Consider the following 24,633-nt stretch of genomic DNA (forward strand, 5'->3'; position numbering starts at 1 on the left):
CGAAAGCCGGCTTCTCGTTCAAGGATTCGATTGCGTAGCCGCCAGGGACCTTGGCAGTCACCGGGATTCGGCTGTGGATTCCTGAAGGATGCGAAGGACTCCTACAGAAGGAATCCTTTGAATCGTCCGTGCTCGATGCTACGGGGATAGTGAGGATTTCATGGTCTGCCCTCTTCGTCGTTTCGTCTTTGACGCGGTACCGGGCACTCCGCGCCGCTACACAGCCGACGCTGTCTGTATATGGAGACTGATTCGGGAGTCTTGTCAAACCAAAACTGAAGGAGCCTTAAGTGGGCCTGCATGAGGGTACAAGCCGCGCAGATACGATCTCTGCAGCCACAGGCATGGCGGTGAAGAGAGTCGAAGAGGAACTCATAGCGGCAATCGCGGCCTGCGAAGATGACGTGCGCCGCGGCGTGGAGGATCTCGCCCGTCTGAAAGATGCATTACGGTCACTACGAAGGCAGAAGCCTGTTTCTCAACCTCCAAAGCCACCGCAAGTTAGGGAGGGGTCCCGCGGCTCAACGCCCAGGAAACCGCCGACGAGGAACTATAATGAACGCAAGGGAAGTGCTGCCAGCATTATCCGCTCGTTCGTACGCCGAGAACTCAAGGAGGCCGGTCACCCGTTGACCAGATCAGAGATCCTCGAGCGGTTGACCCGTGCTGGCATCAAGATCGATGCAAAGGTGCCGATCAAGCGGATAGCAAAAGTTATGTGGAGCTCTCCGGAGTTCGTCAACGTCGGCGACGGGTACTGGATTGCCGGGGAGCCTATCCAGAACTCCATGGAAGCACCATAAAAAGGACGCCACGTGAGTCTCCACTCTACTGCCCCCGTGACGACATTCGGACCCTGGTTTGAACGCCATTCTGCGGTTTTGATTTGTTATCCGAGCAGGACTTGATTGCTCACGTGGGGCGAGAATGGCCGAACCTGTCTTGATCCACACCGAATCCTTAAGCCGGCGAGATCAAGCTTTGCTAGTCTTGGCGGTTGGATGGCCGAGACATCCATCTCGGACAGTCATGCTCTCGATCTGATATCGGGATCTAGCCATCGCCGAAGAAATGGGCGTCGTTTCCTGCCACCGTGTCGATGAGCAGCGTTCTGTCCAGGAAATTGTTGCGGCTCTCGCAACTCGTTTCCGGCACTAGGGCGCATGCGTGGCACGCAGCCCCAATCAGGGAGCGTTCATCACCGACAACGGATGGATCATGGTCGGCGCAGACCGGATCATTTGAGCACAACCGCAGCCGTTCGAGGCAATTGTGGATGAGTTGGGGTATCCTCGCCGCAACCTCGGTCAAACCGCCGAGCGTCCCCTGTGCACCGGCGCTGGCCGTGTATATGAGGATTCCGAAGCGATCCGGTCGATCCGAGCCGTTCCCGCTGAAGGCGTAGACCCTCTCCTTCAGGGAACTCAGGGGATAGCCGCAGTCCAGAGAGATTTCCTCCATCAGCGCGTGCGACAGCGAATGCAGGAGGACGTACGGCATGCCCCTAAACGGCTGTTTCACATTGTGACGGTCTTGGTAGTGCTTGGCACCCCGCATCAGCACCTTCGCTCGGTCGACCACCGGCTTTCGTTGGAGCCATTCCCTGACCGCAGCAGAACGGACGGTGAAGAAGACGCCCTCGCCAGTCTGCTCCATGGCAGGAAGCCAGTCTGCGGCCTCCGCCAATGGTGCACCATCTACGGCAATGTTGACCTCGTCCAGCATCTCGTCGGCGATGGTCGGAGCAGGCTCCAGCCGGGTGAATCCGTAGAGACAGGTGACCGCCTTGAGGCGATGCACGGCGACGATGCCATCCAGCACGGACTTGCCATCTCGCGTGAGGCAGCGGCTCACGTCACCTAGCTCGAGGGTCTCAGCGAATAGCGGCTCGTCGGGCGCGTCGGCACCGATGAACCTGTCGCCGCTAGCCAACAGATCGTACTCAGCCATTTTGGGATCCTGTACGGCCTCACGCACGACGGTTTCGCGCAGGCGCACAATCCGCTGATAAACTTCTTCGTTCGTGAAGGCTGCAAACGCTGCGCCTATTTCGGGAACGTTCTTCAGTATCCCGACGAATTCCGGGTTGGGGGCTGATTGCAGGCTCGACCAGTGCTTTCGGATCGCCTCGCTTAGCGCATCCTCGTGAATGGGAAGCGAGATGATCGTCACTGCCTGAGGAAAATATGTATTTGTCGCTGACCTGGACAGGAAATGCAGTTGCTCGCTACATTCCGCTTCTTCACTGTCGAGCCAGGGCCGCTTCCCCTTGCAGGTTCCAAGGAACCCCGGCTTGAAGGCATCGGCAAGGGACACGGCGGGCCTCCCGCACTGGCAGCCGATGCGGATATTGGCGGGATCAGCGCTTGTACCCTGTTCCTCGATCCAGAGAGCCTCACTGCATTTCTCGCCTCGGTGGACGAGCCACTTCCAGTCGATATCCTGCAAATGCCCTTTCTTACAGGCACCGACGAAGCGGATGGGAGTCACGTCCACCTTCTTACCGTCGTCTCGCTGGAATCGCTTGCGGCCGCCGCTGGCATCGAGTTCGTTCCAGCGGACGAGTCGCCGACGGCGCGGATTCGAGGACCCCGCCTCGGCAATCCCCTCACAGGTGAACCAGGTCGGGAAAATCCGGACAGCAACGCTCGCCGGATCAGCCTCGTTGCGATTGTCCTGGGCGATAGGCGGCGTCCGCAGTCGCACTGGCTTGTTGGGGTCCCAACGGCCAGTCTGCGACAGAACCGTCTGCATCAGCGTAGTCAGCCTCGGCTCTTCGATGCTCTTGAAGGCCGCCTTGCTGCTGTCCCAATGGTCAAGTCCCGCCACCACGACGGAGCGCGTTGGCAGATCGAGCATGGCTCCGGGTCCGAAGGATGTGAAAAGCTGGCTGAGACTTTGCTTGGGGCGGCTCATTGGTCTTCCTCGGGTTCGTACATAGGCCGCCCAAATGGGTCGCATGTTTTCAGGAACACGGCGTATTCCACATCGCGCATAGAACGCGCGGCAACAAACCGCTGGTGAGCCGGGTCCAAGGTCTCCGCGGCACGGTCCAAAGGATACTGCAGCAGTCGCCGCTCCACTCCCGAGCCGTCATATGTGAACACGCCGCCTGTGGCGGTCTGGGCTTCGGCGACTTCTTCCCAGCAATCGAAGAGTTCGGTTGCCCGCGATGCGACGCGCTCGATCGAATCCTTGTCGACGCCTGCGGACACGGCCCGCTTGCGCAGTGTTTTGATCACCGTCTCCGGCGCACCAGGAAACTCCTCCAGCCGACTGACAGCCATGGACGGCGAAAGTGCAGGATCGTGGTGCCGGGCTGCCGCAACGATGACGGCGGCCAAGGCGCGGTCGAGCGCCCTCGGAGCGAAGGGTGTGACGCTGGTTGCTTCCACAGCCCGATAGAAGGACGCGTGGAAGGCCCGGAACTGTTCATAGTGGGTGCGGTCACGTGGCTTATGCAGGTTGAGCAGGGTGACCACGAGGCCAGGCTTCCCTGTAGCGCGCCCGACGCGGCTCGTCGCCTGAATATATTCGGCCGCGGTCTTTGGCTGCCCTTGCACCAGCATCAAACCAAGTCGGCTGATATCGAGCCCGACCGAGATCATGTTGGTGGCAAGGGCAACGTCGACGCTGTCCTCGTCAAGCAATCCTTGCTTTACCAACGCCTTGGAAAGCCTTTCCTTCGCCATGGCGACTTCATCGGTGCTTACACGGGAGGTCAATTCCAGAGGTTGGCGCATCTGGCGGTTCGCGAAAGCCAATGAGTCAGGAACGATGCGGCGCCGCTTATCGCCATAGCTGGCAACATGCTCTCGAATTTCATCCTCGACGATGCGGCGGGCTCCACCAAGCTCCCGAAGCGCGTTAAAATAGGCGAGAACGGTGAGATACGGATCTGCCGGGTCCTCTCCAGCTTCTGCCGGCGATGTGGCCAAGGATTGCGCCCCGGCAAGCAAGGTCTGCATAGCTCTGAGGAATAGCAGCTTCGGCCCACGCCCCTGGCTGGCGAGACCGACATAGAGACGCGCCGGCTCCTGGCTTGATGGCACCGTTCTCGCGAAGAAGCTGTCCGTGCGGTTAATCCCAGGCGATGGAAACACGGCCGTCGCCGGACGGTCAAACAGCGCGGCAATCTGCTTTTCAGCCCGGCGGACGGTGGCAGTCGAAGCGACAATCTTGGGGCGCACGAATCCTTGTTCGCGTGGTCGTGAGCACAGGAGATCGATCGCCGTCTCATAGAGGCCCGCAACGGTTCCAAGAGGCCCGGAAATGAGATGAAGCTCATCCTGGATAATCAAGTCGGGGGGGTCGAGGCGGTGCCCATTCCCAAGCGGACGCCCAAGTCCGGGTTCCGATGCCCCAAAGAAGCCTTTCCCCGGTTCATACCTGTCCACATGCCCAAAGAAGGCACCGCTCTGGCCGAGCCAGGGAAGCGACGCGAACTTGTCCACCGTGGCGATCAGGAAGGCCGGAAGGCGTCGGTAGATGGGCTCGTCGACGACGAGAACGGGAAGGTGCCTATCGCGCGTGAAATCGCACTCGGCATTCTCGCACTTAATTGCGAGGTTCTCCGGTGCCGTTCGGTTCGGTGTGAAATGAAAGCTCTCCGGCTTGAACGGCGTTCCGCACCAGGGACAAGCCTTCAGTGGGACGGGCGACTTAGTCTTCGGGCGGTTCTGGTAGCGCTTGAGCCAGGTAGTGGCGGCATCCTTGTCGGCAGAATTCCTCGGCTTCAGGACATTAGGAGAGGCAGCGCCACCGACCCAAAGGCCGATTTCGATGGGCCAGTCCCCCAAGGATTTCCCGCCGTCCCCGGTTCGCAGGAGTTCGAGCGCGCAAACGAGTCCTGCAGCTCTGGAAAGCTGGTCCAAGGTAAGCAGGCGGAGCGTGTAACGCATAATGACGCTGACCCCGGCCCCAAGGACTCCCGAACCACGAAGCCGTCTCAGCACAATCGCGTAAGCGGCAAGGCCGAGATAAGCCTCCGTCTTCCCACCGCCGGTCGGAAAGAACAGCAGATCGACGACCTCGCGTTCAGCGCTGCCTCGTTCCGTCATCCCCACTAGGTTGAGCAGCACGAAGGCCAGCTGGAATGGGCGCCATGTCGGCGAGGCAACTTCCACCGGAGCCTTGTTCTGAATGACACTCTCTCGGCGCCGATTGGCCATGGCCATCGCAGTGTTCATCAACCCGAATGCTTCCCGGGCGAGCGGATCACGTTTGAGCAGTTCAATGCCGCCCTCAATCCTTTGGCAGGCCGTATCGATGTTTGCCAGGAGCGTCTCGGCAACCTTCAGACGTCTCGGCGGCAAGCCAGCGGCAAGGTGCTCCTGACTCTCTCGCCACTGGCGATACAGCGCGGGCAATGAATCGAGCGCGGCACCAATCGCATCAGGCCCGGAATGCGTTGAGCCAGCGAGCGCCTCCATCCCGAATTCGACACTGTCAATTTTTGCCGGAGCAACGCGTTCGACTTCCTGCTGCGGAAGGAACTCAGTCCAGACGCGTTTCACCGGGAGCGGAGTCCCTGTTTCCTCGACGGCTTCCTCCCAGCCCGCCGACGTGTTCCTGCCGACAGCGTATTCGCACACGTCGCGATAGTGGAGATCGCCAAGCCTCAAGTCGAAATCCTCGGAATGATAGGTCGACAGGTCAACGCGGGGATGGAACCCCTCTTGGCATTCGAGTTCGATCCGCGTCTGGAACGCGTAGGCCACATCCTTATATGGCGCCTTGGCGCTCCGCCGGCGGTTGACGAGAAAGACGGTAACGACGCGCAAGCGCTCGTCGGCTCCCTCCGGAGTCCTTTGCATCAGGACACGTTGGTGGACCGCGGCTTCAAGTCCGCCGCCCGGACGCTGAGGCGCAGCACTCTCGGGCAGCGGGATGCCGGACTGGTTGCGGGTCACATCGAGAACGGTCGTGGCTTCACCCGGGATACGCACCCAATGGAGTTTTTCGGGTTTCTCCGGCTTCGCTTTTCCCCGTTCGGTCAGTTCCGGAATAAGCAGTTCGTCCGGTAGGGGTGGTTCCGTCTTGTAGCTACCCCAGGTGGCTCGAAGCGTGACCTCACGCACATGTTCAGGCAGCATAACAGTGAGGCCGATCGACGACGGAAGAAACCTGTCGCGCGGTGGCTGGTCCGAGGAATCCTTTTCGTCCGTATCTCCGTCCAGGCCCGAATCCAGGGTTTCGATGGCCAGGAGGTCGTCGCCAATCTCTTCTGCAGCCTCATCTTCATCGGGGAGCGCGGGTGCCGCGCCATCATAGGCAGGCACGATAAAACCGCCGACATACCAGCGTGACGGCTTTTCGGAGAGCACTTCCCGCGCCAAATCCGAGTCGAGATCGGGCTGCGGCCCAACAAGGTCACGCCGCAGAATATCGACGAGCCTGTTCCGAACCTCGATCGTGCTGATCATCTCTTCCACCCCTATCGCCGTAAGAATCGCCACAGCGTCGTTTAACTTCTATCAAGAATTCGTTGATTGGTACGGTGTTAAAGCGGGACAACGGGAAGGGTGGCAATGACGCCGGTCGAGCAACACATCTCATATGCCGAACCCCAGATACGGCCTGTTCTGACGGAACTCAGGTCAAGGATCCTGCGGTTGGACGGAAGAATAGTCGAAAGGGCAACATCTGCCCAACGAATCGTCTATTTCGTCGACCGGATATTCGCGGAAGTCAAAGTTCAGAAGAAGCGCGTGCTCGTGCGAGTCTTTGCAACGGACACACCTGACCCCAAAGGGCTGCTCCACCATATCGGCCATGCGGCCAAGAACGGGTGGCAGCACGACAAGGAACTTCATCTTGAAGACTTGTCGGCAATCGAGGATGGAATGTCCTTTATCGAGGCTTCGCTGCAACTGTCGCTAAACGGAAATTCCGAGGGGCATGCGCGGCGGTGGCACCGATCCGGTTCGGCAACGCCAATTCACAAGAAGGGGGAATTTGACGATATGGCTGTACTGAACATCCCAGCGGCTCGGGTTCGGCAAGGCGACCTGACACTTTACACGACCGCGCTGAAGGTGAGCGACCTGATCCGGCCCGGCTTCTACACGGTCGAGACGCTCGATCCGGCGAACGATGACGACAAAGGCTACCAACGGCTACTTAACAAGGGGCGTGCAAAGAAGCTTGCCGACTACGTGGTGAAGGGACAGGACGCGCGCGACGCATTCCTGCCCACCTCGGTCTTTCTGGCCACCGACAAGTCTATACCGTTCGACCCATCCACTAACACGGTCACGATCGATATACGCGAAGTCGGTCCCTTCAATGTCGTGGATGGGCAGCATCGCCTGGAAGGACTGAAAGTCGCCGCCGAAAAGGATTCGCGGGTCCTTGATTTCGAGGTGCCGGTGAACATCGCAATCGACCTGCCGACCATCCACCAGATGTGCCATTTCCTGATTGTCAACACGACGCAGAAGAGCGTCGACAAGTCGGTGGAGCAGCGCATCATTGCCCGGCTGACCGATGCTCTCGACATCGAGGATATGCCCAGCCTCCCGAAATGGATCCTGAATACGGTGGAGAAAGGTGAGGTCGAGAAGGCTGTTCGTTATGTCGACTACCTGAACGACCAGCCGGATTCTCCCTGGTACAATCGAATTCGGAAGGCAAATGACGATTCCGGCACGGGTCGCATCAACCAGAGCAGCTTCGCCAAATCGATCGTCAAATACGTGCTGACCGCCAACAACCCCATCACGGCGATCCGGGATTTCGACAAGGAGAAGAAGATTTTCCTGAACTACTGGAAGGCTATTGCATCAACACTGGACGACGGGGAATCCGAGACGCTGTACAAGTATGGCGGTGTCGAGCTTTTTTGCCAGTTCTCGATCCCATTCTTTATGAAGCTCCAGACGGGTGGCAACTATCAGGTGGGCACCATGGAGTCCCTGCTGCAGGTCTGCTTCGACAATCTGGAGGGCGAATACGCGGGAGTCGGGCACCCTGAATGGTGGCGCACCGGCGGTCAGGCAGGCCGGCTCAATTCGGGCGCGCTGCGCCTCGTGGCTCAGGAAATGACGCGCGCGCTGAACAGTGCGTCGATGGCGGAAACGATCCAGGTATGAAGGTCAGAGAACTATCACCCTGCCCAGCGACAAAGGAGCCGTTTCGGCGCGCCCAAATGCGTTTTGTAAGCGAGAAATCCGGCTGCTATGCGCTTGCCACGTTCGAGGAGGACATCCTCTATGTGGGATTGGCCAGAAATCTCCGCCGCAGGTTCGGCCAACATCTTGATACGCCGGAAAAGGTTTCCGCCACGGCCAACGGGCGCGCCATCTGGTTCTTCTGGCTGGAGTGCACGGACCTGGAGAAGGTGGAACGTACCTGGCTGAACAGCCATGCCCTCGTCCATGGCGTGTGGCCTGTTCTGAACAAGGTGTATTCGCCGACAGCGATCTGACCCCCGTCACTGATAGTCGGCCTTGTCCTCTTCCGTGTATTCGACCGCCGTCCACATGAAGCTCTGGACATCGATCATGTCACGGGGGTCGAGATCGGCGATCTTCTCCCTCGTAGTCCGTGCCAAATCGAGCAGGGACTCGTAAACCGCGACATCGAGTTCCGGCTTGTAGGTATGGGCGAAGGAGTGGCCGACCCGCTCGGCGAAGGCGGTGATCATGGTCGGCTTGAGGAAGACATGTTCCTCCGGCTTCCATAGGAACGGAAGATAGGTGACAACCGTCCATTTGGCATTGTCATGTCGCTTCAGGACTGCGGCCATCGCGACAAGGCCACGCTTGGTGTCGCCACTGGCGAATGCGGCCGCGGCCTGGATGAAGTCATCCGCTTCCGGACTCCTCAGCAGCGGCTGAAGGCGCGTCTTCTCGAAGGGCGACAGGAGATTGGTGGCGCGGTAGGCTGATAGAGCCGCCTCTCCGAATCCGCTTCCCTTCGTCGCCTCTGCGAGCGGCGCCGCTTCGTCGAGCTTAGCTTTGGCCTTCAGCTTGTACGCCCGCTCGTGACCGCTGTAGTCGGCGCCTTCGAATCCCTGAGGGAAGAAATGCAGGAACCGGGACCGGGCCCCGTCGTACCCAACAAAGTGGGGATTCGAGCGGGCGGCTGCGTCTTGGATCCGACGCCACACATCGTCCGCGTCGTCGCCTTCCTCCAGGGCCTTCCGTTGCCCGTCGAGCAGCACGATGCCGCTGTACCCCTTCGGGGTCTGGACAAGGCGCAATGTTGCCTTGCCGACCTTTGCCTCCCGTACTGTCTTCAATTGATTCCTCCCAAGCCCTCGCCCACGGTATTCACGAATGCTCAATTGTAAACCGCCGAGTGTTGTTGCCCTACATCTGGAGTGATCGAGGCAATCGCGGATACACCATAGCGATCAAAGGACTGATGAATGTTGCGAGTGGTTGAAAGCTCAGACCAAAAGCGAAGGGCCCAGAGATTGCTGCAGAGCGCCCTGAGGAAAATGCCTCGCATCGGAAGGCACCGCGTCGTCTTCCGGCCAAACTTCGTTGAAATCGATCTCTATGGACATGGCGACGGGCGCCTGTACTTCGGTGCCCGAGAGATCGATGAGGGTCGAAAATACTGGAACTCGTTCGGGATATTTGACGGAACCCGCTCCGGTCAACGGATCACAGTGGAGATCAACATCCGGCTCGATGACGGGCGAACCGAGGGGTTCTTTGCCAAAGACGAGGCTGGGCGACTGTATCTGATGCACACGGGCCGGCCGGGCGGCGGAAAGACGGGCGTGAGCCGAGAGAACTTCCTGGCCTGGCTCAAGCCCGAGTTGGTGCCTGTCCTCCCGACCGTCGGCCCAACACGGGCGGGCATCGTCATCGGCCGCCTCGATGCGCCCAACCTCCCCGACAGGATTGAGCATTTCGTGCGGCAGGTCAGGTCATTCAAGGATGCCGTCGATGCCGGCGATCTGGACAACGCGGCATTCAAGAGGAGGGCTTCGGAATGGGACGAATACCGAAAGGAGTTCTCCGGTCGGAAAACAGGGGCCGTGAACGTCGACCTGGACTATGTCAGCTTTCACGGCGATGTGGTCGACGCCTTGAAGCTGTGGGTGGAAGGCCGTCTGGATAAAGGGGCAAGGGCGACGAATTCACCGTTGATCGATCTTCTTGTGCACCGTGGTGGTCATCTGACCGACATCTACGAGGTTAAGACCAGCGGCGCGCGGCAGGTGCTCTATACGGCGATCGGGCAACTGGTCGTCCATTCCGCGGGTGACACCAAGGTGCGTCGGCACCTGGTGCTGCCGGAGGATGCGGAGGTGCCGAACGATGTCGCGCTCGCGCTCCGAGCTGGAAGCATCACCGTTCAGCGATTTCAGATCCGAAACGGCAAGACGGTGGCGCTGGTACAGTGAGCATCCCGTCAGGCGGCGGATTTTGCCTCCTTCACCCGCTGTTTGGTACCGATCTCCGCCTCGAAATACTCGTCGTCACCGCTGAGCGATTTGCAGAACAGGTGGGCAAGATGAGAGCCGATCCGACGCATATCGGCCTCGTAAAGATGGAGATGCAGTTTGTTCGGCGAATTCAGCGCCTCGTTGAACTCGATATAGAAGCCCGTCAGCCACGTCTTATCGGCGGGACCCTGATGCCGATGCAGAGGATATATGGTCCTGCCGTCTCCATGGCCGAGTGCGTTACGAAGCCAATTGACGAACTGGTCCGCTGACATGGCATGGAAATCGCTGTTCACCGCCGCACCAGCCAGCGCAGCACCATGATCCTTCTTCGCCGAGACCAGTGCCGGCTCGTGCAACGAGAGCAACCACGGCGGATCGATGATGCGCTCGTTCTGGAGCTGCTGCCTGACGGCGTGCGCGCGAGCGTCGATCGGGTCCGCCCAAACCGGCGGCGGATTGTTCCCACCAACCCAAGCACGATTCTTGCTCCAGAGCAGGATCGTGCTGAAGATCGAGAACGCCTGCGTTATGTTGAACTTGGTCTTCGGCGGATCGTCCAACATCGCTTTCAGGCGATTGATCAGTGCCCATTCAACCTGTGCATTTGAAATCCCTCCCATCGGCTCCCCCTCAGATATCGAGTTCTTCGTCCTCGTCGTCCCGTGCCGTCACTTTCCCCGCCTTCGCCAGCCCGAGCCGCACCTCCTCCTCGTGGCGTTCGGCGTTGAGCTTCAGGAGGCGGGCGAGGGCCTCGTCGCGGTAGTCGGACGGCCAGAACAGCCGCCCCTGATAGGTGTGGTCGTCCTCGGTCTCCTCGGTCAGGAATACGGGCTGCGCCCGGTCGGCAAGGTCGTCCCAGCCGTATGCGCGCAGCACCGCGCAATCCATTTCGGTATGGAGTTCACGCAGGCGCACGATATCGGACGACGTCTCGTTCGCGTCGTGGAGGCGGTTGTAGGTCTTGGTCATGCCCTCGTTGCGGGTGACCATGAGTTCGGCACGGAAGTCGTGATAGGGCTGCCCTGCCGCCTCCAGTATGGGATCGGTCTCGAAACCCTCCGGGAACGGGAAAGTCTCGAAGCAGTCAGAGGGAGCGTAGCGAAGCCTGTCCTCTAACGTTGACGAGAAGAACCGCGCCCAGATTTCGTGAATGCGGGATTGGAGGGTGGCAAAGGGGGCGAATTCTGAAAGGGCGAAAAGCACGATGCTTTCGGCGAAGACCATTGCGCTAGAGAGGCGGCTGATGCCGAACTGTGGCGACACTCGAGACAGAGCGAGGACATGGCTTAGCTTCGATGTTGCGGGGCCTAGTCCCTTCCGCCGTTCCGCGTATCTCCACCAATATCGTCTGTAGGAGTCTCGATTGTCGCTTGCGCGCTTGGGTCGCACCCGCTCCTCTACGATGTGGAGCAGATCTGACCAGTCAGCAGCGACCGGTTCAGGGTAGTCTTGTGGGACAGTGCCCTCACGTAGACCCTCTCGGATTCTTTGGTCGCTCCACCGGAACCAAGAGCCGAAGCTTGCGTTCCGCCGCAGCGGAAAATCCTCAAAATCTATTGCAAAGCGATGGTGCGAATGAGTCGGCGAATTGTTGACCTCTTCGCCGCCGATGTAGGGCTTGATGCGCTCGGCATTTCGCGAGTCCTTGGCAATGAGCCGTTCCATCTCAACAATCGGCTCCGCTTCACCCTTCCCAGCCGCGACATCGTCGAAGGTGAAGCCCATGCCTAGCAGATACGAACCAATGAAAGCCTTGCCTGAATTCTCCGACAGCCGTTCCGGCGAACCGTCCATCGTGCCTTCGACGAGATAGGCGGAGATGCGCGAGACGGGACGGCCGTCGAGGAGCGGCATTCCACCACTGTGGCCCACAGGACGCGCTCTCTCCTTCGCAACATGTACCACTGACACCACCACCGCCGCCTCGCCCGGCCATTGCAGTCGCTTGACCGTGTGCGTGATCACGCCGCCGCAAGCAAGGATCGCCGCCAGACCTGTGGCCCGTGTATCGCCTTGGCCGATCGTGTTGGTGGAGATTAGGCCAAAGGAGCCCTCACGGCGGATCAACCCATAAGACCGACGGAAGAAATGAGCGACGAGGTCGGCATTGCCGTGCGTGCCGTCGTGCAGCGCCTTCAGCCAATCCAAAAATCCTTCGCGGCTCGACGCGATCGTCGTGTTTTTTCCCGCAAACGGTGGGTTGCCGAAGATGGCGTCGAATCCCGGATTGTCGCGCGAGAAGACCTCAGGGTATTCCAGTTCCCAGTGGAACGGCCGGATTGGATGCTCTCCATACCGGAGCGTTGCGGCAATGACCGCGAGTCGATCTTCCCGTTCGTTCGTGCTGAAACCGGACAAGAGCTTCGCAACTTCCACACGAGCTTCTTCTCGTGCTTTCGGTTTGTCTGCGGAAAAGAAGGCCGCGACGATCGCATCGCCATACATGCGCGGCTGATCCAGCCTGCGTTCGACAACGCGGTGACGTGCCTCCTGGATAGCACGCGTCACGTCATCGGGGGCGAACTGAATCTCCCGCCGCCCCGTTGCCGCTTCATTGAGACGGTCTCGAATCAACCCGCGGAACAGTGGCGCGCTATTCTTCGTCTCATCCCAATGTGCCGCCTCGATTTGCGAGCGCGTCAGCCCGACGAGGCTGTCACCGGATTTGATCGCATGGTCGAGGAAGGTGAATTCATGTTCGCGCGCCAGCGTTGCCAGCCACAGCGACAGGCGGGCGAGATCGACGGCGAGCGGGTTCTTGTCGACGCCATAGAGCGAGCGCTGGGCGACGAGGCGGCGGGCATGCAGCGCCTCGTCCTCGTCGGCCGGAATCCTCGGCTTCAGGTCCGGATGATGGCCCCATGCCTTTTCCAGCCGCTCACCGAGCTGACGGCAAGCTTCCACCAGGAAGGCGCCCGAGCCGCAGGCAGGGTCGCAGACCTTGATTTCGAGCACCTGATCGGGCGTTGCTTCCGCGCCGATGCGCTCGAAGGCAGGCTCCAGCGCGTGACGCACGATCGGCTCGGTGAGCGATCGCGGGGTGTAGTGGCTTCCGGAACGACGCCGCTCATCCGTAGGCTGCAGGATCGGGCTGCCGCCCGCCGTCATATGGCCGCCCGGCGAGCCGCGCGGGTCGGAAATCGCGACAAGCGCCTCGGTGAGTTCCTGAACGTCGTCGGCTTTCTTGATCGCTTCCAGGCGTTTGCCCGTGGGCGACACCCCCGCCTCCTTCAGGAGCTTCTGGCGGTCGGCGCCTTTCTTTGCCGCCAGGGATTCGATGTCGATGAAGACCGGCAGGTTCTTCTCGCCCTTCACCGCGATCATGCGGCCGGCGGCGCGCAACACCGTGAAGCCCATGATCGTCTCGTAGACCGAGCCGATCTGCTCCACGTCGAGGGAGCGGTAGGAGAGCCGCTCGCGCACCCGCTCGCCCGTAACCGCCTTGGCCTCGATGGTCATCAGGCCTTCAAGGATTCGCAGGATCGCGCCATCGCGGATCGGCAGCACCTTGGCGGCCGAAAGCGGGTCACCGTCGTCGCGCCCTTCCAGGAAGGGAAACACGTTCGGATCGAACAGCTTGCCGCCGCGGGCGGTGATCCAGCCAGACCGGTGGCCACCATGGACGAGCCGGAACAGCGCCAGCAGCCGGCCCCAGCCGCCGACGCGCTCGTCCATCGTGTCCGGGTTGAGCGCACGGTCTTCCGTCAGCCGGGCATAGAGGCCACGGACCGAATATCCCTGCTCGTAGATCTCGACCGCCTCGCCGGTGCGCATCGTCGGGATCAGGTCGCGATCCTCGGCGTAGAGCAGGAAGACCATCCGCATGAGCGTGGTCAGCAGTCCTTCGTAGAGGTGGTGCGGCCGTGTCGCGGCCAGTTGCTCGATGCGCTCACGATCGGCGGCGTGGAAGGCGCGCAGCAGTTCGTGCAGCGCGCCTAGCACCTGCTCGGCCAGCTCGGTGGAAACCTTATTCTGCGCCTCACGGGAGCGGGCAAGCAGCTTGGGCAAGCGCCGCGGCTCCGGCTCGGTGAACAGCCGCGCATGGCCGAGCATCAGTTTTGCGCCGGCGAGCATCGAGCGGCCCGCCACTGTCGCGAGGCTGCGCAGCGGGAAGGACAGCCAGCCCGACGTCTCACCGCGTGGAGCATAGATCAGACGGAGGTGAGTCCTGTCGACCAGCACGCCAATGGGCACGCCCGTCTCGCGCAATAGGCGCTCGAATTGCTGGTGCGGCGTTGCCTCCCAGCCGTCGAGCGCGCCCCGCTTGTCGGCCTCCAATTCGGTGTGGAGCTTCACCAGTATCTGGAAAGATTCCGGGTCGGAACCGCCAAGGTCCCGTACGGCCCAGTCGGGCGAGAGGACGACGTCATATTCGTCGACCCGGGCCGCGAGTTTTGTCGGCAACTTCGGGCCGCCGGGTGCCCCCGCGACGAAGCGCGCTTCCCAGCCAAGGATTCGCTCGAAAAAGGTCCAGGGATCGGGCAGGACCGCTCCGTCGCTGTCCAGGTCAAGCAGTTCCGCGACAGCCCGCGTGTCCACAGCCGTCTGGCGCGGCGGGTTCAGGTCTTCTTCACGGATGATGTTCGGGCCAATGACCAGCCCGATCGGCCCGACATGGTAGAGCCATTCGAGCTGAGGATCGATTGCGCTGTCGAACATGACGCTCATGACTGCCTCGGCCAGAGGTAGACTATGCCGATCGGCTCCAGCCGCTCCGCCCGAACTTCATAGGACTCCGCGACGCGTTTCGGCTCCTCCACCAGTTCTTTCTCCAAACTGTCGAGACGCCGCTGCCAGTGGCGGCGGTCCGCCTCCCGCTGGCGGCGCTCAACAGGGTCAGAGAGGTCCAACTCGAACTGATCGGAGTCCTTGGTCGTGGCCGCCTTGCGAATCCGGTCGCGCTGCGCCTCCAGCAGTCCGGCGAGTGCTGCCGATTCCTTCACAGCGATCTCGGCCAGATCCTTCTTCGCCACCTTAGCGGCGGCCTTCGAGCGTTCCATAAGCGCGGGTCGGAGGTCGGCGAGGTCTTTCTGTACGCCCGCGAGCAGCCTGCCTACGATCTCCTGCGGCGGCATGGTCGCGGTTTTCAGCGCCTCTTGCAATTCAGCCAGTGTGGTTTCCTCTCCCGCCGCTCCGAACGCCTTGAGACCCGAACCTGATAGGGCAGATTCGCTCCAGAAGGCCGTCACCGGCAGGATTTCCTCATGCAGCCGCGCGGCCGCTGGACCGAACAAAGCGAGCCGCCCAATGAGGACGACGCGGGGCTGGGTGCCCGGAGAGTAGATGACGCTCGCACGATTGAGGCCCGCCTGAAATCCATGGGAAACGAACCGCGACAGGAGGCGTCGCACCAGCCGGTGCTCCAGATGCACATGGACCACCCCGTCAGCGTCGCGGCCATCCGGCAGCATCGGCGCATCGAAGGTGATCGCTCTGACAGGCTTCTTTGCTCGCCACTCCGCCAGTTGCTTACGTTTGGGAGGCCGCCCCTCGCGCAACTCGTCGAACAGGTCGCCCCATGACGAATCCTTGGCGAATATCGGTAGGCTTGGGTCGAGCCTAAACGCACCATCGACACCGAGGTCCGGCGCCGGCGTCATTGGCACGCCGTCGCGCGACAGCGCCGTTCGAATGACCGACTGCAGTTCCCCCGGCTCGATGCCTACGCGCTCGCGCGCTTCCTTCAGTTCGCGGTCGAGCACGCCGAGCTCACGCGAAAGACGCGCAAGCCGCTTCTCTTCTTCATCGGCCATGTCGCGGCGCGCTCGGCGGACGAACGCATCGCCGTCCTCGGTCTCGATTTCACGCGCCAATGCTGCCGCCGATTGTCGTGTGATGCCGGTGCTCGACAGCCGCTTGTGGATGCGCTCGCCAAGGACCTGTCCGGCGGAACCGAGCTGACTGCGGATGGTTTCGGTCTTGCGCACAAGCGCCGCAAGTACCTGGTCCTCGGCACGCTGGGCGTAGACGAAATAACGGCAGGTGACGCTCTCGGCCGGCTGCAGCTTGCGGTCGATGCGGCCGTTGCGCTGCTCCAGACGCGAAGGATTCCACGGCAGGTCGAAATGGACGAGATCATGGCAACGAGTTTGCAGGTTGATGCCTTCGCGCGCAGCGTCAGTGCACAGAAGGATTCGCAGCGGTTCTTTGGCCGGGTCGGCATTGAACGCGAACTTCACCTGCTCGCGCCGGTCCTGGCCCGTAACGCCCGTAAAGGTGGCAATGCGTTGTTCGCCCTGGTCGGTGTCCTCGAAGGCCTCCTTAAGGCGCTTTTCGAGCCAGAGCCTCGTATCCTCCCACTCGGTGAAGATCAGAAGCCGGCGCTCGTTCCATCGGCCCGGCGAGACCATCATGTTCTTCTCGATCCAATCGATCAGCCATTCAACGCGTGCGTCCGGCTTGCGCTCGTTGCGACGGGCGATCTCCAGCATTGCCTCGACCCGGGAGATCGCCTCATCGAAGTTCCTGATGATCGACGTGATGGCTTCGGTCGCGGCCTCGGCAACCTCGTCCTCCTGGTCCTGGACGGCTTTCAGCAGGTGATCTTCGCTCGCGTCTTCTCTGAATTCGAGTTCTGGCGGGGTCGCCATCAGGGTGGCGGCCGTATCCAGACTGGACTTTTCCGCCTTGTCCCGGTGCCGCTTCAGCGTCTCCAGATGCTTACGCAGGCTTCGGGCAAATGCTGGAATCGAAGATAGCAATCGCTGCTGCAGGCCGGACATGACGAATCGAGCTTTTGCCAGCGACGTGCCTTGCAGCCCGGCTTCGCACCACGCGCGATAGTCCTCGAAGAGGTCTGACAGGACCAGTTCTGGCGTGTCTGCCGGAAGGTTGGACAGGACGACCGGCTCGATCCTCCGCTTCGGGAATTTGGATACTTCGAGCTTGAGGAGATCGCTCTTCAAGCGTCGCACCATGACCGGATCGAGATGGTCGGGTTCGACCGGCACGCCCCGGGTGAAGCGCTGTGGGTCGAGTATCTCCAGAAGTGACGAGAAACTGTTGGAGTGGCCATTGTGCGGGGTCGCCGAAAGGAAGAGGCGGTGCTCGAACCGCTCCGCGAGATTGCGGACTGCACGCGTGAACTGGCTGTCGGTAGCATAAGCCATGCCGCTAGCTGGCGCCGCATGATGCGCCTCATCGAGGATCAGCATGGCGCGGGGTCGGAAGTTGCCGAACAGTTGGATCAGACCGTCGGAGTAGGACTCGTCCGCCAGCAGGCTATGCGAAATGATGAAGCGCGACCCCACAGACCAAGGATTCGCAGAGAAGCCGTAGTTGCGGCGAACCGCCGCCAAATAGTCGCGGTCTATGATGGTGAACCCAAGGCCGAATTTCTGCGCCAGTTCGTCCTGCCACTGCACCGTCATGGCGGCCGGGCTCGAAACCACGACATAGTCAACACGGCGGCGAAGCAGCATCTCGCGCAGGACGAGCCCTGCTTCTACGGTCTTGCCGAGACCTACATCGTCGGCAATGAGCAGGTTTACCCGTGGCAGCCGAAGCGCCTTGGCAAGCGGCAGCAATTGGTAGGGGTCCAGCCTAATGCCCGCCCTGAACGGAGCCTGAAACAGATCACGGTCGGCAGCGGTCGCTGACCGCCAGGTTACGGCTCGCAGATGGGCCGCGAACACCTCGGGGTTGTCGGTCCCGTTTTCGCCGATCCGCTGCCAGACGTCATCCTCGACGCGGCTAAGATCGAGTTCAGCTTCGAGGATGGCGCGCAGGCGCTCTCCCTGCGCATCGTCGTCAATGCAAGCGAGATCGAATGCTTGCAATACAGAGGTGTCGTCAGGCGACGATTCGACTGCCCATTCCCGTCCTCTCAGACGAATTAAGTCGCCACTCTCAAAACGCCTCGCCGTTACTCCCGCCATCCTGAACCCGATCGCTGTTCGATTCCCCATCGGGTTCTAGCAGAAGAATAAGTACATTCTCCAGTTTGGATGTGGTCGATCAGGTCGAAGGTCCTGAATGAACTCGGAATTCTACTCCAACTCGTACACGTCACTGTGGACGTCAATGATTGGCTGCTTCGCATTCCGATGGAAAGGAACCGGAGCGAGTCAATCCTTCGCGCCGCGAAGGATGCCTAGATAGTTGGATCCTTCAACTTTCGGTAGGCTTTCCAGGCGCCATTGCAATCACTGCCAGACGTGAAAAGGCGTGTCCGGGGCCGTATCCAGACAGTCCGGTTCTGGGCGCGCTCGGCGGATAACTGCCGTTCAGCAAGCGACCCTCATTGTCGCCGTTCGGAGTGCTATCGTCACTGCCCGAAACTTGCCATTCGTTCAGCTTCTGCCAAACGGCAGACCGGGGGCCTAGAGATCTGTCAGCTTCAGTCTCTGTTCAGCAAAAAACTGTCGCTACCGGCGCCCTTGTGCCCGTGCTCAATCCGGCGCATTTTGTCCCATCGGTCGCAGCAGCAGAACGCCCCCGTCCCATTCGCCATCAGATTTTGTATCGGAACGCGTAGCGATGCGCCCTGATCGTAGCATTTGAGCCAGACTATTGCGTGGCGTGTTGGCGTCGGCCTGGGACGAGATAACGGAGACGAGCGAAAGCGGTCGCAGAACCCGCTCCTTGACGACGGAGCCAATCCAGACCGGCATCAGATTTCCGTCGGTGAGTTCAAGGCCGGCATCCCACAGACGCAACACGAGCCGCGAGACATCGGGCGCCGCACTGTCCGGCAATACCAGTGTGAGCGTCGGAAGTTGCCCACTTGAGAGACGGGGGATGGCCGGCAGGTCGACAGGCGCCGCTGTCGTGGTAAGCCAGAGAAGAGCTTTCGATGATGCCCATGCTCCAGGCGAGCGCCATCCCTTGTCCTGCAGATCCTGCTGGATCGCAGAAAGGTTTCCCGCCCACTGAATCGTCAGTGGCTCTTCGATCTCGCCTGTGATGTCGATGCGCCGGGATGGCAGGCTTTGCCATCCCGATGCCGACCAGTCAGCAGCCGTCATCATCGGTATTGTGCGCTTTACCGCATAGCGTTCGACATCGAGGGAATGATGCCGATAAACGTTCAGGCCCCCGGCCCTCGCGACCCGAGGCGGTGACGAAACTGTCGCTGACACAGCCCAGATCGCTCGCCACCAGCGCGAACAGTGGCTTGCCTCGATCCGCACCGTATAGACCGACAAGATGTCGGGACGATCGAGGAAATAGGTGATCCGCCGGAAGCCTTCGGCCTCGCATTGGGTGCAATAGACATTGCTGGAGCGGTAAAGGCCCATCAGTGCCTGGTTGCTGGCGGGCGCGATCCTGGTCTCGATCAGCAGGCGGAAACGCCGGGCGGCGGGTAGTTCCCTGATCGTCAGGCGCTCAGGCGTGGCCTCATAGGCTGAGCTTTCCAGCGGCGAACCGTCTATCTCGATCCGGCTCAGTACAAGTTGGTCGCCGTCAAGCACCAGCGGCTGATCGGGTGACGCTTCGCCGCGGCGCTCTATAGAAAGTTCCGAAACGACCGTGGTGTTGTCGGGCGAAAGCCTGAAGGTGAGGCTGGTCTGCGGGATGAGATACTCGCTGGGGCGGTAATCCTCGAGCCTGAAAACCTGGCCGGTATCTGTGCGCATTTCATTTCCTGACGAATTCTGGCCTGGCTGCGAGCCGCGGCCCGCCGGTGGCCCAACAAATTGAGCGAGCAGTGCCAGGATTCGTGCGTCGGGCCGTGCCGGATCGAGGAGATCGATCACGAAACGCCCCCAGTGGGAATTGCTGCCCGCCACATGCGCCCGCAACAGTTCCGACATGCGCGATGCAAGCGGCGGGCCGTGGCGAAGGGCGAGCCTGACGAGACGGATTGCGACCCAGATGACGATGACAACGAGGACGACCAGAATAGCAAGTGGCTTGGCGGCGGCGCCGAGCACGGAGAAGGCCGCGCCGACGAAGACCGCGGGCAGGATGTGGGACGGCGCCCAGACCAGCGCCGACAGGATGTTGGCGGCATAGAAGCGCCGTACCGGCATCTGCAATATGCCGGCGATCAGGGGAATGAACGCACGCACCCCAGGCGTGAAGCGGGCGATGAAGACGCTTTTGTCGCCATGCCGGGCGAAGAAGGCTTCGCTGCGGGTTATGAGATCCAGGTGCCGGTTGAGCGGCCATCGTTCGAGGATCTCGCGGTGGTAGCGATGGCCGACCCAGAAGGAGAGACCATCGCCGATGACGGCACCGATGGTCGCTGCGCCGAGCAACGGCCACAATTTTACGATCCCGCTCGGCACCAGCGCGCTGACGGCCAGAATGGCTGCCGTGCCCGGAATAAAGACCCCGATGACCGGGATCGATTCCGACAGAGCGAGCAGCAGCACGGCCGCGTAGGCCAGATGCGGATGCGCCGCAATGAAGGCGGTGACGACGGAGAAGAAGGACGTGAACACGGCCAGGGCCTCACAGGATGCCTGTGACCCGCCGATCGATGCGTGTTCCTTCGCGGTAGAGCGCGAGGACCAACAAGGCGGCGGCGATGCTGGTCGCGGCGCCGCCGAGGACGTCGCTCACATAATGCGTGCCGGTATAGACCCTGGAGAACGCCACCAGCACCGCTGCTGCAAGGAACCACAGACCTATCCTCCGTACGCCGTACAGCAGGAATGTCGTCGCGATGGCAAAGCTAGCGGTCGCATGGTCGGAGGGGAAGGACGGATCGGTGCTGGGCGCGATGAGCAGGTGGGAGATGCCGGCATCGTATGGCCGCATGCGATGGACGAACAAAAGGATCAGCTGGTTGAGCGCAAGGCCGAGGAGGAAGGTTAGTCCTGCCGCGACGAGGATATGCCTGTTGTGCGGCCGGTCCGGCCCCCGCCACCATTGGCCGGCAACCGCGAGCACGAGCAGCGGCACGCCGATGGCAGACACCCAGATCATCAGGAAATCCGCGATGCCGCCCGCTCCTGCGAGACCGTTGATGGCATGGGTCATGGAGGCGTCAAGATCATAGAGTTGCAATGACATACCCTCTCGTATTCGCGCGAACGGCTTCGGCGGCGCGTCAATAGTCCTGTCTTGCTGCAGACACGGCTGGCTTCATCAGCTTTCCTCGAACGGGCAGGAGCGCCAGCACCGTCAGCAGCGCGAAGGCGGCGCCCGCAAGGAATGTCGCTTCAGGTCCCACCAGGTCCCAGAGCGCACCGGCGATGACGCTGGCTGCAAGCATGGCCAGTCCGCAAACCAGGTTGAACATGCCGAAGGCCGTGCCGCGCAGTTCCGCCGGCGCGGTTTCGGCCACAAGCGTGGAAAAGAGGCCCTGCGTGAAGCCCATATGGAGGCCCCAGAGCACGACGCCTGCACCGACCGCGAGGATGCCGCCGGCAAACGCCAGGACCACGTCGGCGACGACGAGCAAAGCAAGCCCGGCAAGCAGGATCGTCACCTTGTTCCTGCGGTCGGACAGGATGCCGACAGGATAGGCCGACAGCGAATAGACGAGGCTCATCAGGACCATGACGATCGGGACGAGTGCGATAGGCAAGCCGATCGATTGCGCGCGCAGGATCAGAAATGCCTCGCTGAACCGTGCCAGCGTGAAGATCGCGGCGACCGCCACCACCCACCAGTACGTCGCGTCCAGACGGCGCAACTCCTCGCGGTGCAGCGGCAGGCGAACCTTCCGCAACGTGGCCGGCCGCTCGGGTTCCTTCACGGCGACGAGAATGAGGGCGACGGACAGGAACGCCGGGATGACGGCGATCCAGAACACGGTCCGAAAGTGATCCATCGTCAGCCACATCAGGCCAATGGCAAGCAAAGGCCCGACAAAGGCACCTACCGTGTCGAGCGATTGGCGCAGGCCGAAGCTCGCGCCGCGCAGTTCAGGCGGCGCGATGTCGGCGACGAGCGCATCGCGCGGGGCGCCGCGTATGCCCTTGCCGATCCGGTCGATGAAGCGCGCGGCAATCAGCCCGTCGAGGGATGTCGCCAGCGGAAAGACCGGCTTGACCAGGGCGGCGAGGCCGTAACCCAACGCGGCGAGGAGCTTGCGTCTGCCGAGCCAGTCGCTCAGCGCCCCGGAAAAAACTTTTGTGATCGAAGCGGTCGCTTCGGCGATGCCCTCGATGATACCGACGGCCAGCGTCGAGGTGCCGAGCACCGTCACCATATAGACCGGCAGCAGCGCATGGATCATCTCGGACGAGACGTCCATCAGCAGCGAAACGAAGCCGAGCGCCCAGATACCGGCCGGAATGCCCGCACGCAGGCCGGACGAAGTGACTTTCTCGACCGCGCTTGCAGGCTTCCCGGTCTGGTCGCTCATTTCCGCGGCATCCGTCGGCAGCACCGAGAAGTCGGCGCTTTCCGTGCTGTTGATAATCCTGCCGAGCAGTCGCGCAAAGCGCGATGTTCACGGCCGGCAATCGCCGGCTGCCTCAAACCTTTTCTTCCGCCGCGCTGAAGCCGTGGCCCTTGGTGGACGCCGCTGGCTTACCACTTGCGTCGACCTCGACCAGTTCCTCGCCTTCGTGCGGCAGGCTCATGTAGACGACGATCAGGACGATCGCGGTGAGGAAGATTGAGCTGGTGATGATCGTGCCGAGGCCGAAGCCACCATACTGCGCCGGCTGGGACATCAGGTCGCCGAAGGAAGCGCCGAGAGGCCGGGTCAGGATATAGACCAGCCAGAAGCCGAGAATCGCGTCGAGGCCGAGGAAGAAATAGCCGATGCTGAGCGAGACGATGATCATGCCGAACAGGACGCCGGTCGCCAGATAGCCCAGCGCGAATTTTTCAGCCACCAGGTCGCCCGCCGCCGTGCCGAGAGCGAAGGTGAACAGGATGGCGAGCCAGTAGAAGGCTTCGCGCCGCCCGGTGAAGATGGAGTGGATGGAAAGCGTCCCTTCTGCCTTGAACCAGAGCAGGAACGTCAGCGCCAGCACGACCGAGAACGCGATCGTCGTATCCAGCAGCGGCACATGAAAATTGTCGACAAGGTTATCGGTGATCAGCGTGCCGACGATGCTGATCAGCACCACGGACAGCCAGTAGGCGGCGGGAACATATCTCTTCTGTGCGAACTGCCAGACCAACGCGACCGCCAGGATCGCGGACATGATCAGCGACGTCGCAGTCAGACCGAGCCCCATCTGCACGTTGAGATAGTCGGCCGCCGTTTCCCCCATGGTGACGGCCATCAGCTTGATGAGCCAGAAGTCGGCGGTGACGCGGGGAACGCGATTGTAAGCGACGGTTTTGGCGGTAGCGCTCGATACGGGCATGGCGGCTCTCCTGAAATGGACGGAGGGAAAGGTCGGAGGTGCGGGTGACGTGCGCCTACGAAGCCGGCCGGGCCGGATCGTTGAGGACGGCCATCAGGCCGGCGAGCGTCTTGTTGACCTTGTCGGCCGACGGCGGGGATTGGCGCAGCGCCTTCAGCGCGGCATCCGAGGCGGCGTCGATGTTGCCCCAGTCGGTCTGGTTCAGCGGCCTGATTGCCGTCTCGGCTTGGTCCCAGGCGGTTTCATAGTCGGTGATGCGCTTGGCGGCACCGGCAAGATCGCCCTTGGAGGCGAGGGTCTGAACGTCGGCGATGATGGTCTTGAAGGATGAAAGGTCGCCAAGCCCCGCCGCCTTGGCGGGCGCATTGCTGGCGTAGAGCTCAAAACCTGTGAAAGCCGCCACGGGAGCGGCAATAAGTGCGATGGCTAGAAAAATCTGTCTCATCAGTGGATTTCCCCGAGTTCTGGCGTCACAAGAAGGGCGCTGTTTCCGCATCGCCCCTCACCGGTTGAACGGCCTGCCCGCAGCGATAGCTCGACGCGCCTTCCGCTCTTCCTTGGCGTTCGGTGATGAATACGCAGGTTCAATTAGCTAAGAATTAGAGCTGCGTGGCGCTGGGCACGAGCAATCGGCTGCCAACCGCGCGCGAAAGCGGCGGCCGGTAATTGCACCGGCCGCCGTAATTTTCATTTTTGCGAAACCAGATGGGAGACAACCGCCTTACCGCCCTTGTCCGCATAAGTTAGCTGGACCTTTTCGCCGATGCGAAGTTTGGTGTCTTCGATCCCTTCGGGCAGGGAATAAGTCTTGCCGTCCGACAGCGTGATCGTGTCTGCATTCTTGCTGATTGCGGTGATCGTGCCGGATGTCTGGGCAGCGAATGCGGTACTGATCGGTGCCAGAACCAGCATGGCGGCTATGATCGTTTGCGGCTTCATCTGCTTATCCTTTCAAGGTCTGGGCCGCCGATCTGTCTTTTCCCGTAGTGGCGGCATGGGTTGCGG

At 61.3% G+C, this 24,633-nt stretch carries 16 protein-coding genes and 2 pseudogenes; 4 read left to right on the plus strand and 14 right to left on the minus strand.

Annotated elements, in window-relative coordinates; translation table 11 throughout:
• Window positions 1–290 precede the first annotated feature (290 nt).
• A complete protein-coding gene (locus QU595_RS17205) occupies window positions 291–803 on the plus strand; it encodes a hypothetical protein (RefSeq protein WP_315924090.1) in 513 nt (170 codons plus the stop codon).
• 250 nt (window positions 804–1,053) lie between these two features.
• On the opposite strand, the gene QU595_RS17210 is transcribed toward QU595_RS17205, so the two are convergent.
• Together QU595_RS17210 and drmA are read right to left on the minus strand one after the other, a co-directional pair.
• Window positions 1,054–2,916 carry a DUF1998 domain-containing protein gene (locus tag QU595_RS17210; RefSeq protein ID WP_315924092.1) on the minus strand — a complete coding sequence of 621 codons (1,863 nt, stop codon included), beginning with the start codon at window positions 2,914–2,916 and terminating at the stop codon, window positions 1,054–1,056.
• Entirely contained in the window at window positions 2,913–6,425 is a 3,513-nt protein-coding gene (gene drmA / locus QU595_RS17215; RefSeq protein ID WP_315924094.1) for a DISARM system helicase DrmA, read from the minus strand. The genes QU595_RS17210 and drmA overlap by 4 nt, the downstream gene beginning before the upstream one ends.
• A gap of 105 nt (window positions 6,426–6,530) precedes the next feature.
• Between drmA and QU595_RS17220 the strand changes: the two genes are divergently transcribed.
• Window positions 6,531–8,093: a DGQHR domain-containing protein gene (locus QU595_RS17220; RefSeq protein ID WP_315924096.1), complete on the plus strand. Its 1,563-nt coding sequence runs from the start codon at window positions 6,531–6,533 to the stop codon at window positions 8,091–8,093.
• 56 nt (window positions 8,094–8,149) lie between these two features.
• The gene (locus QU595_RS17225; protein WP_315924098.1) at window positions 8,150–8,428 is read left to right on the plus strand and encodes a GIY-YIG nuclease family protein; all 279 of its coding nucleotides are present in this window, start codon (window positions 8,150–8,152) and stop codon (window positions 8,426–8,428) included.
• 6 nt (window positions 8,429–8,434) lie between these two features.
• Here the strand turns inward: QU595_RS17225 and QU595_RS17230 are convergent, their stop codons facing one another.
• The gene (locus QU595_RS17230) at window positions 8,435–9,244 is read right to left on the minus strand and encodes a hypothetical protein (RefSeq protein WP_315924100.1); all 810 of its coding nucleotides are present in this window, start codon (window positions 9,242–9,244) and stop codon (window positions 8,435–8,437) included.
• A 177-nt stretch (window positions 9,245–9,421) separates the two neighbouring features.
• Between QU595_RS17230 and QU595_RS17235 the strand changes: the two genes are divergently transcribed.
• Window positions 9,422–10,363, plus strand: coding sequence for a hypothetical protein (locus QU595_RS17235; protein WP_315924102.1), 942 nt, complete (start codon window positions 9,422–9,424; stop codon window positions 10,361–10,363).
• Window positions 10,364–10,371: 8 nt separating this feature from the next.
• On the opposite strand, the gene QU595_RS17240 is transcribed toward QU595_RS17235, so the two are convergent.
• From QU595_RS17240 to QU595_RS17290, 11 genes and pseudogenes are all read right to left on the minus strand, one after another.
• Window positions 10,372–11,028, minus strand: coding sequence for a hypothetical protein (locus tag QU595_RS17240; RefSeq protein ID WP_315924104.1), 657 nt, complete (start codon window positions 11,026–11,028; stop codon window positions 10,372–10,374).
• 10 nt (window positions 11,029–11,038) lie between these two features.
• Entirely contained in the window at window positions 11,039–15,076 is a 4,038-nt protein-coding gene (locus QU595_RS17245) for a DNA methyltransferase (RefSeq protein ID WP_315924106.1), read from the minus strand.
• Window positions 15,073–18,315, minus strand: a complete 3,243-nt coding sequence (gene drmD / locus QU595_RS17250) for a DISARM system SNF2-like helicase DrmD (protein ID WP_315924108.1) — start codon at window positions 18,313–18,315, stop codon at window positions 15,073–15,075. The genes QU595_RS17245 and drmD overlap by 4 nt, the downstream gene beginning before the upstream one ends.
• A 483-nt stretch (window positions 18,316–18,798) precedes the next feature.
• On the minus strand, window positions 18,799–19,377 hold the full coding sequence (locus QU595_RS17255) for an LssY C-terminal domain-containing protein (RefSeq protein WP_315924110.1): 579 nt from the start codon (window positions 19,375–19,377) through the stop codon (window positions 18,799–18,801).
• A gap of 76 nt (window positions 19,378–19,453) precedes the next feature.
• Window positions 19,454–19,986 (minus strand): annotated as a pseudogene (gene pepN / locus QU595_RS17260) (aminopeptidase N); the annotation flags it as partial.
• Window positions 19,987–20,385: 399 nt separating this feature from the next.
• A pseudogene (locus tag QU595_RS17265) lies at window positions 20,386–20,796 on the minus strand (DedA family protein); the annotation flags it as partial.
• A gap of 10 nt (window positions 20,797–20,806) precedes the next feature.
• Window positions 20,807–21,370 carry a phosphatase PAP2 family protein gene (locus QU595_RS17270; RefSeq protein WP_315924112.1) on the minus strand — a complete coding sequence of 188 codons (564 nt, stop codon included), beginning with the start codon at window positions 21,368–21,370 and terminating at the stop codon, window positions 20,807–20,809.
• Between the two features lie 37 nt (window positions 21,371–21,407).
• On the minus strand, window positions 21,408–22,670 hold the full coding sequence (locus QU595_RS17275; RefSeq protein ID WP_292841579.1) for an MFS transporter: 1,263 nt from the start codon (window positions 22,668–22,670) through the stop codon (window positions 21,408–21,410).
• Window positions 22,671–22,782: 112 nt separating this feature from the next.
• Entirely contained in the window at window positions 22,783–23,628 is an 846-nt protein-coding gene (locus QU595_RS17280) for a hypothetical protein (protein ID WP_315924116.1), read from the minus strand.
• Between the two features lie 55 nt (window positions 23,629–23,683).
• The gene (locus QU595_RS17285) at window positions 23,684–24,073 is read right to left on the minus strand and encodes a hypothetical protein (protein ID WP_292841585.1); all 390 of its coding nucleotides are present in this window, start codon (window positions 24,071–24,073) and stop codon (window positions 23,684–23,686) included.
• 242 nt (window positions 24,074–24,315) lie between these two features.
• Entirely contained in the window at window positions 24,316–24,567 is a 252-nt protein-coding gene (locus tag QU595_RS17290) for a DUF1344 domain-containing protein (RefSeq protein ID WP_292841587.1), read from the minus strand.
• Window positions 24,568–24,633: the final 66 nt, after the last annotated feature.

The sequence above is a fragment of the Mesorhizobium sp. SP-1A genome, from assembly GCF_032460275.1.
Taxonomy (GTDB): Bacteria; Pseudomonadota; Alphaproteobacteria; order Rhizobiales; family Rhizobiaceae; genus Mesorhizobium.

Coding starts and splice junctions, on each gene's coding strand:
- QU595_RS17290 (WP_292841587.1), bottom strand. CDS start 24,567: ATGAAGCCGCAAACGATCATAGCCGCCATGCTGGTTCTGGCACCGATC.
- QU595_RS17225 (WP_315924098.1), top strand. CDS start 8,150: ATGCGTTTTGTAAGCGAGAAATCCGGCTGCTATGCGCTTGCCACGTTC.
- QU595_RS17275 (WP_292841579.1), bottom strand. CDS start 22,670: ATGAGCGACCAGACCGGGAAGCCTGCAAGCGCGGTCGAGAAAGTCACT.
- QU595_RS17270 (WP_315924112.1), bottom strand. CDS start 21,370: ATGTCATTGCAACTCTATGATCTTGACGCCTCCATGACCCATGCCATC.
- drmD (WP_315924108.1), bottom strand. CDS start 18,315: ATGGGGAATCGAACAGCGATCGGGTTCAGGATGGCGGGAGTAACGGCG.
- QU595_RS17210 (WP_315924092.1), bottom strand. CDS start 2,916: ATGAGCCGCCCCAAGCAAAGTCTCAGCCAGCTTTTCACATCCTTCGGA.
- QU595_RS17245 (WP_315924106.1), bottom strand. CDS start 15,076: ATGAGCGTCATGTTCGACAGCGCAATCGATCCTCAGCTCGAATGGCTC.
- drmA (WP_315924094.1), bottom strand. CDS start 6,425: ATGATCAGCACGATCGAGGTTCGGAACAGGCTCGTCGATATTCTGCGG.
- QU595_RS17280 (WP_315924116.1), bottom strand. CDS start 23,628: ATGCCCGTATCGAGCGCTACCGCCAAAACCGTCGCTTACAATCGCGTT.
- QU595_RS17240 (WP_315924104.1), bottom strand. CDS start 11,028: ATGGGAGGGATTTCAAATGCACAGGTTGAATGGGCACTGATCAATCGC.
- QU595_RS17255 (WP_315924110.1), bottom strand. CDS start 19,377: ATGATGACGGCTGCTGACTGGTCGGCATCGGGATGGCAAAGCCTGCCA.
- QU595_RS17285 (WP_292841585.1), bottom strand. CDS start 24,073: ATGAGACAGATTTTTCTAGCCATCGCACTTATTGCCGCTCCCGTGGCG.
- QU595_RS17220 (WP_315924096.1), top strand. CDS start 6,531: ATGACGCCGGTCGAGCAACACATCTCATATGCCGAACCCCAGATACGG.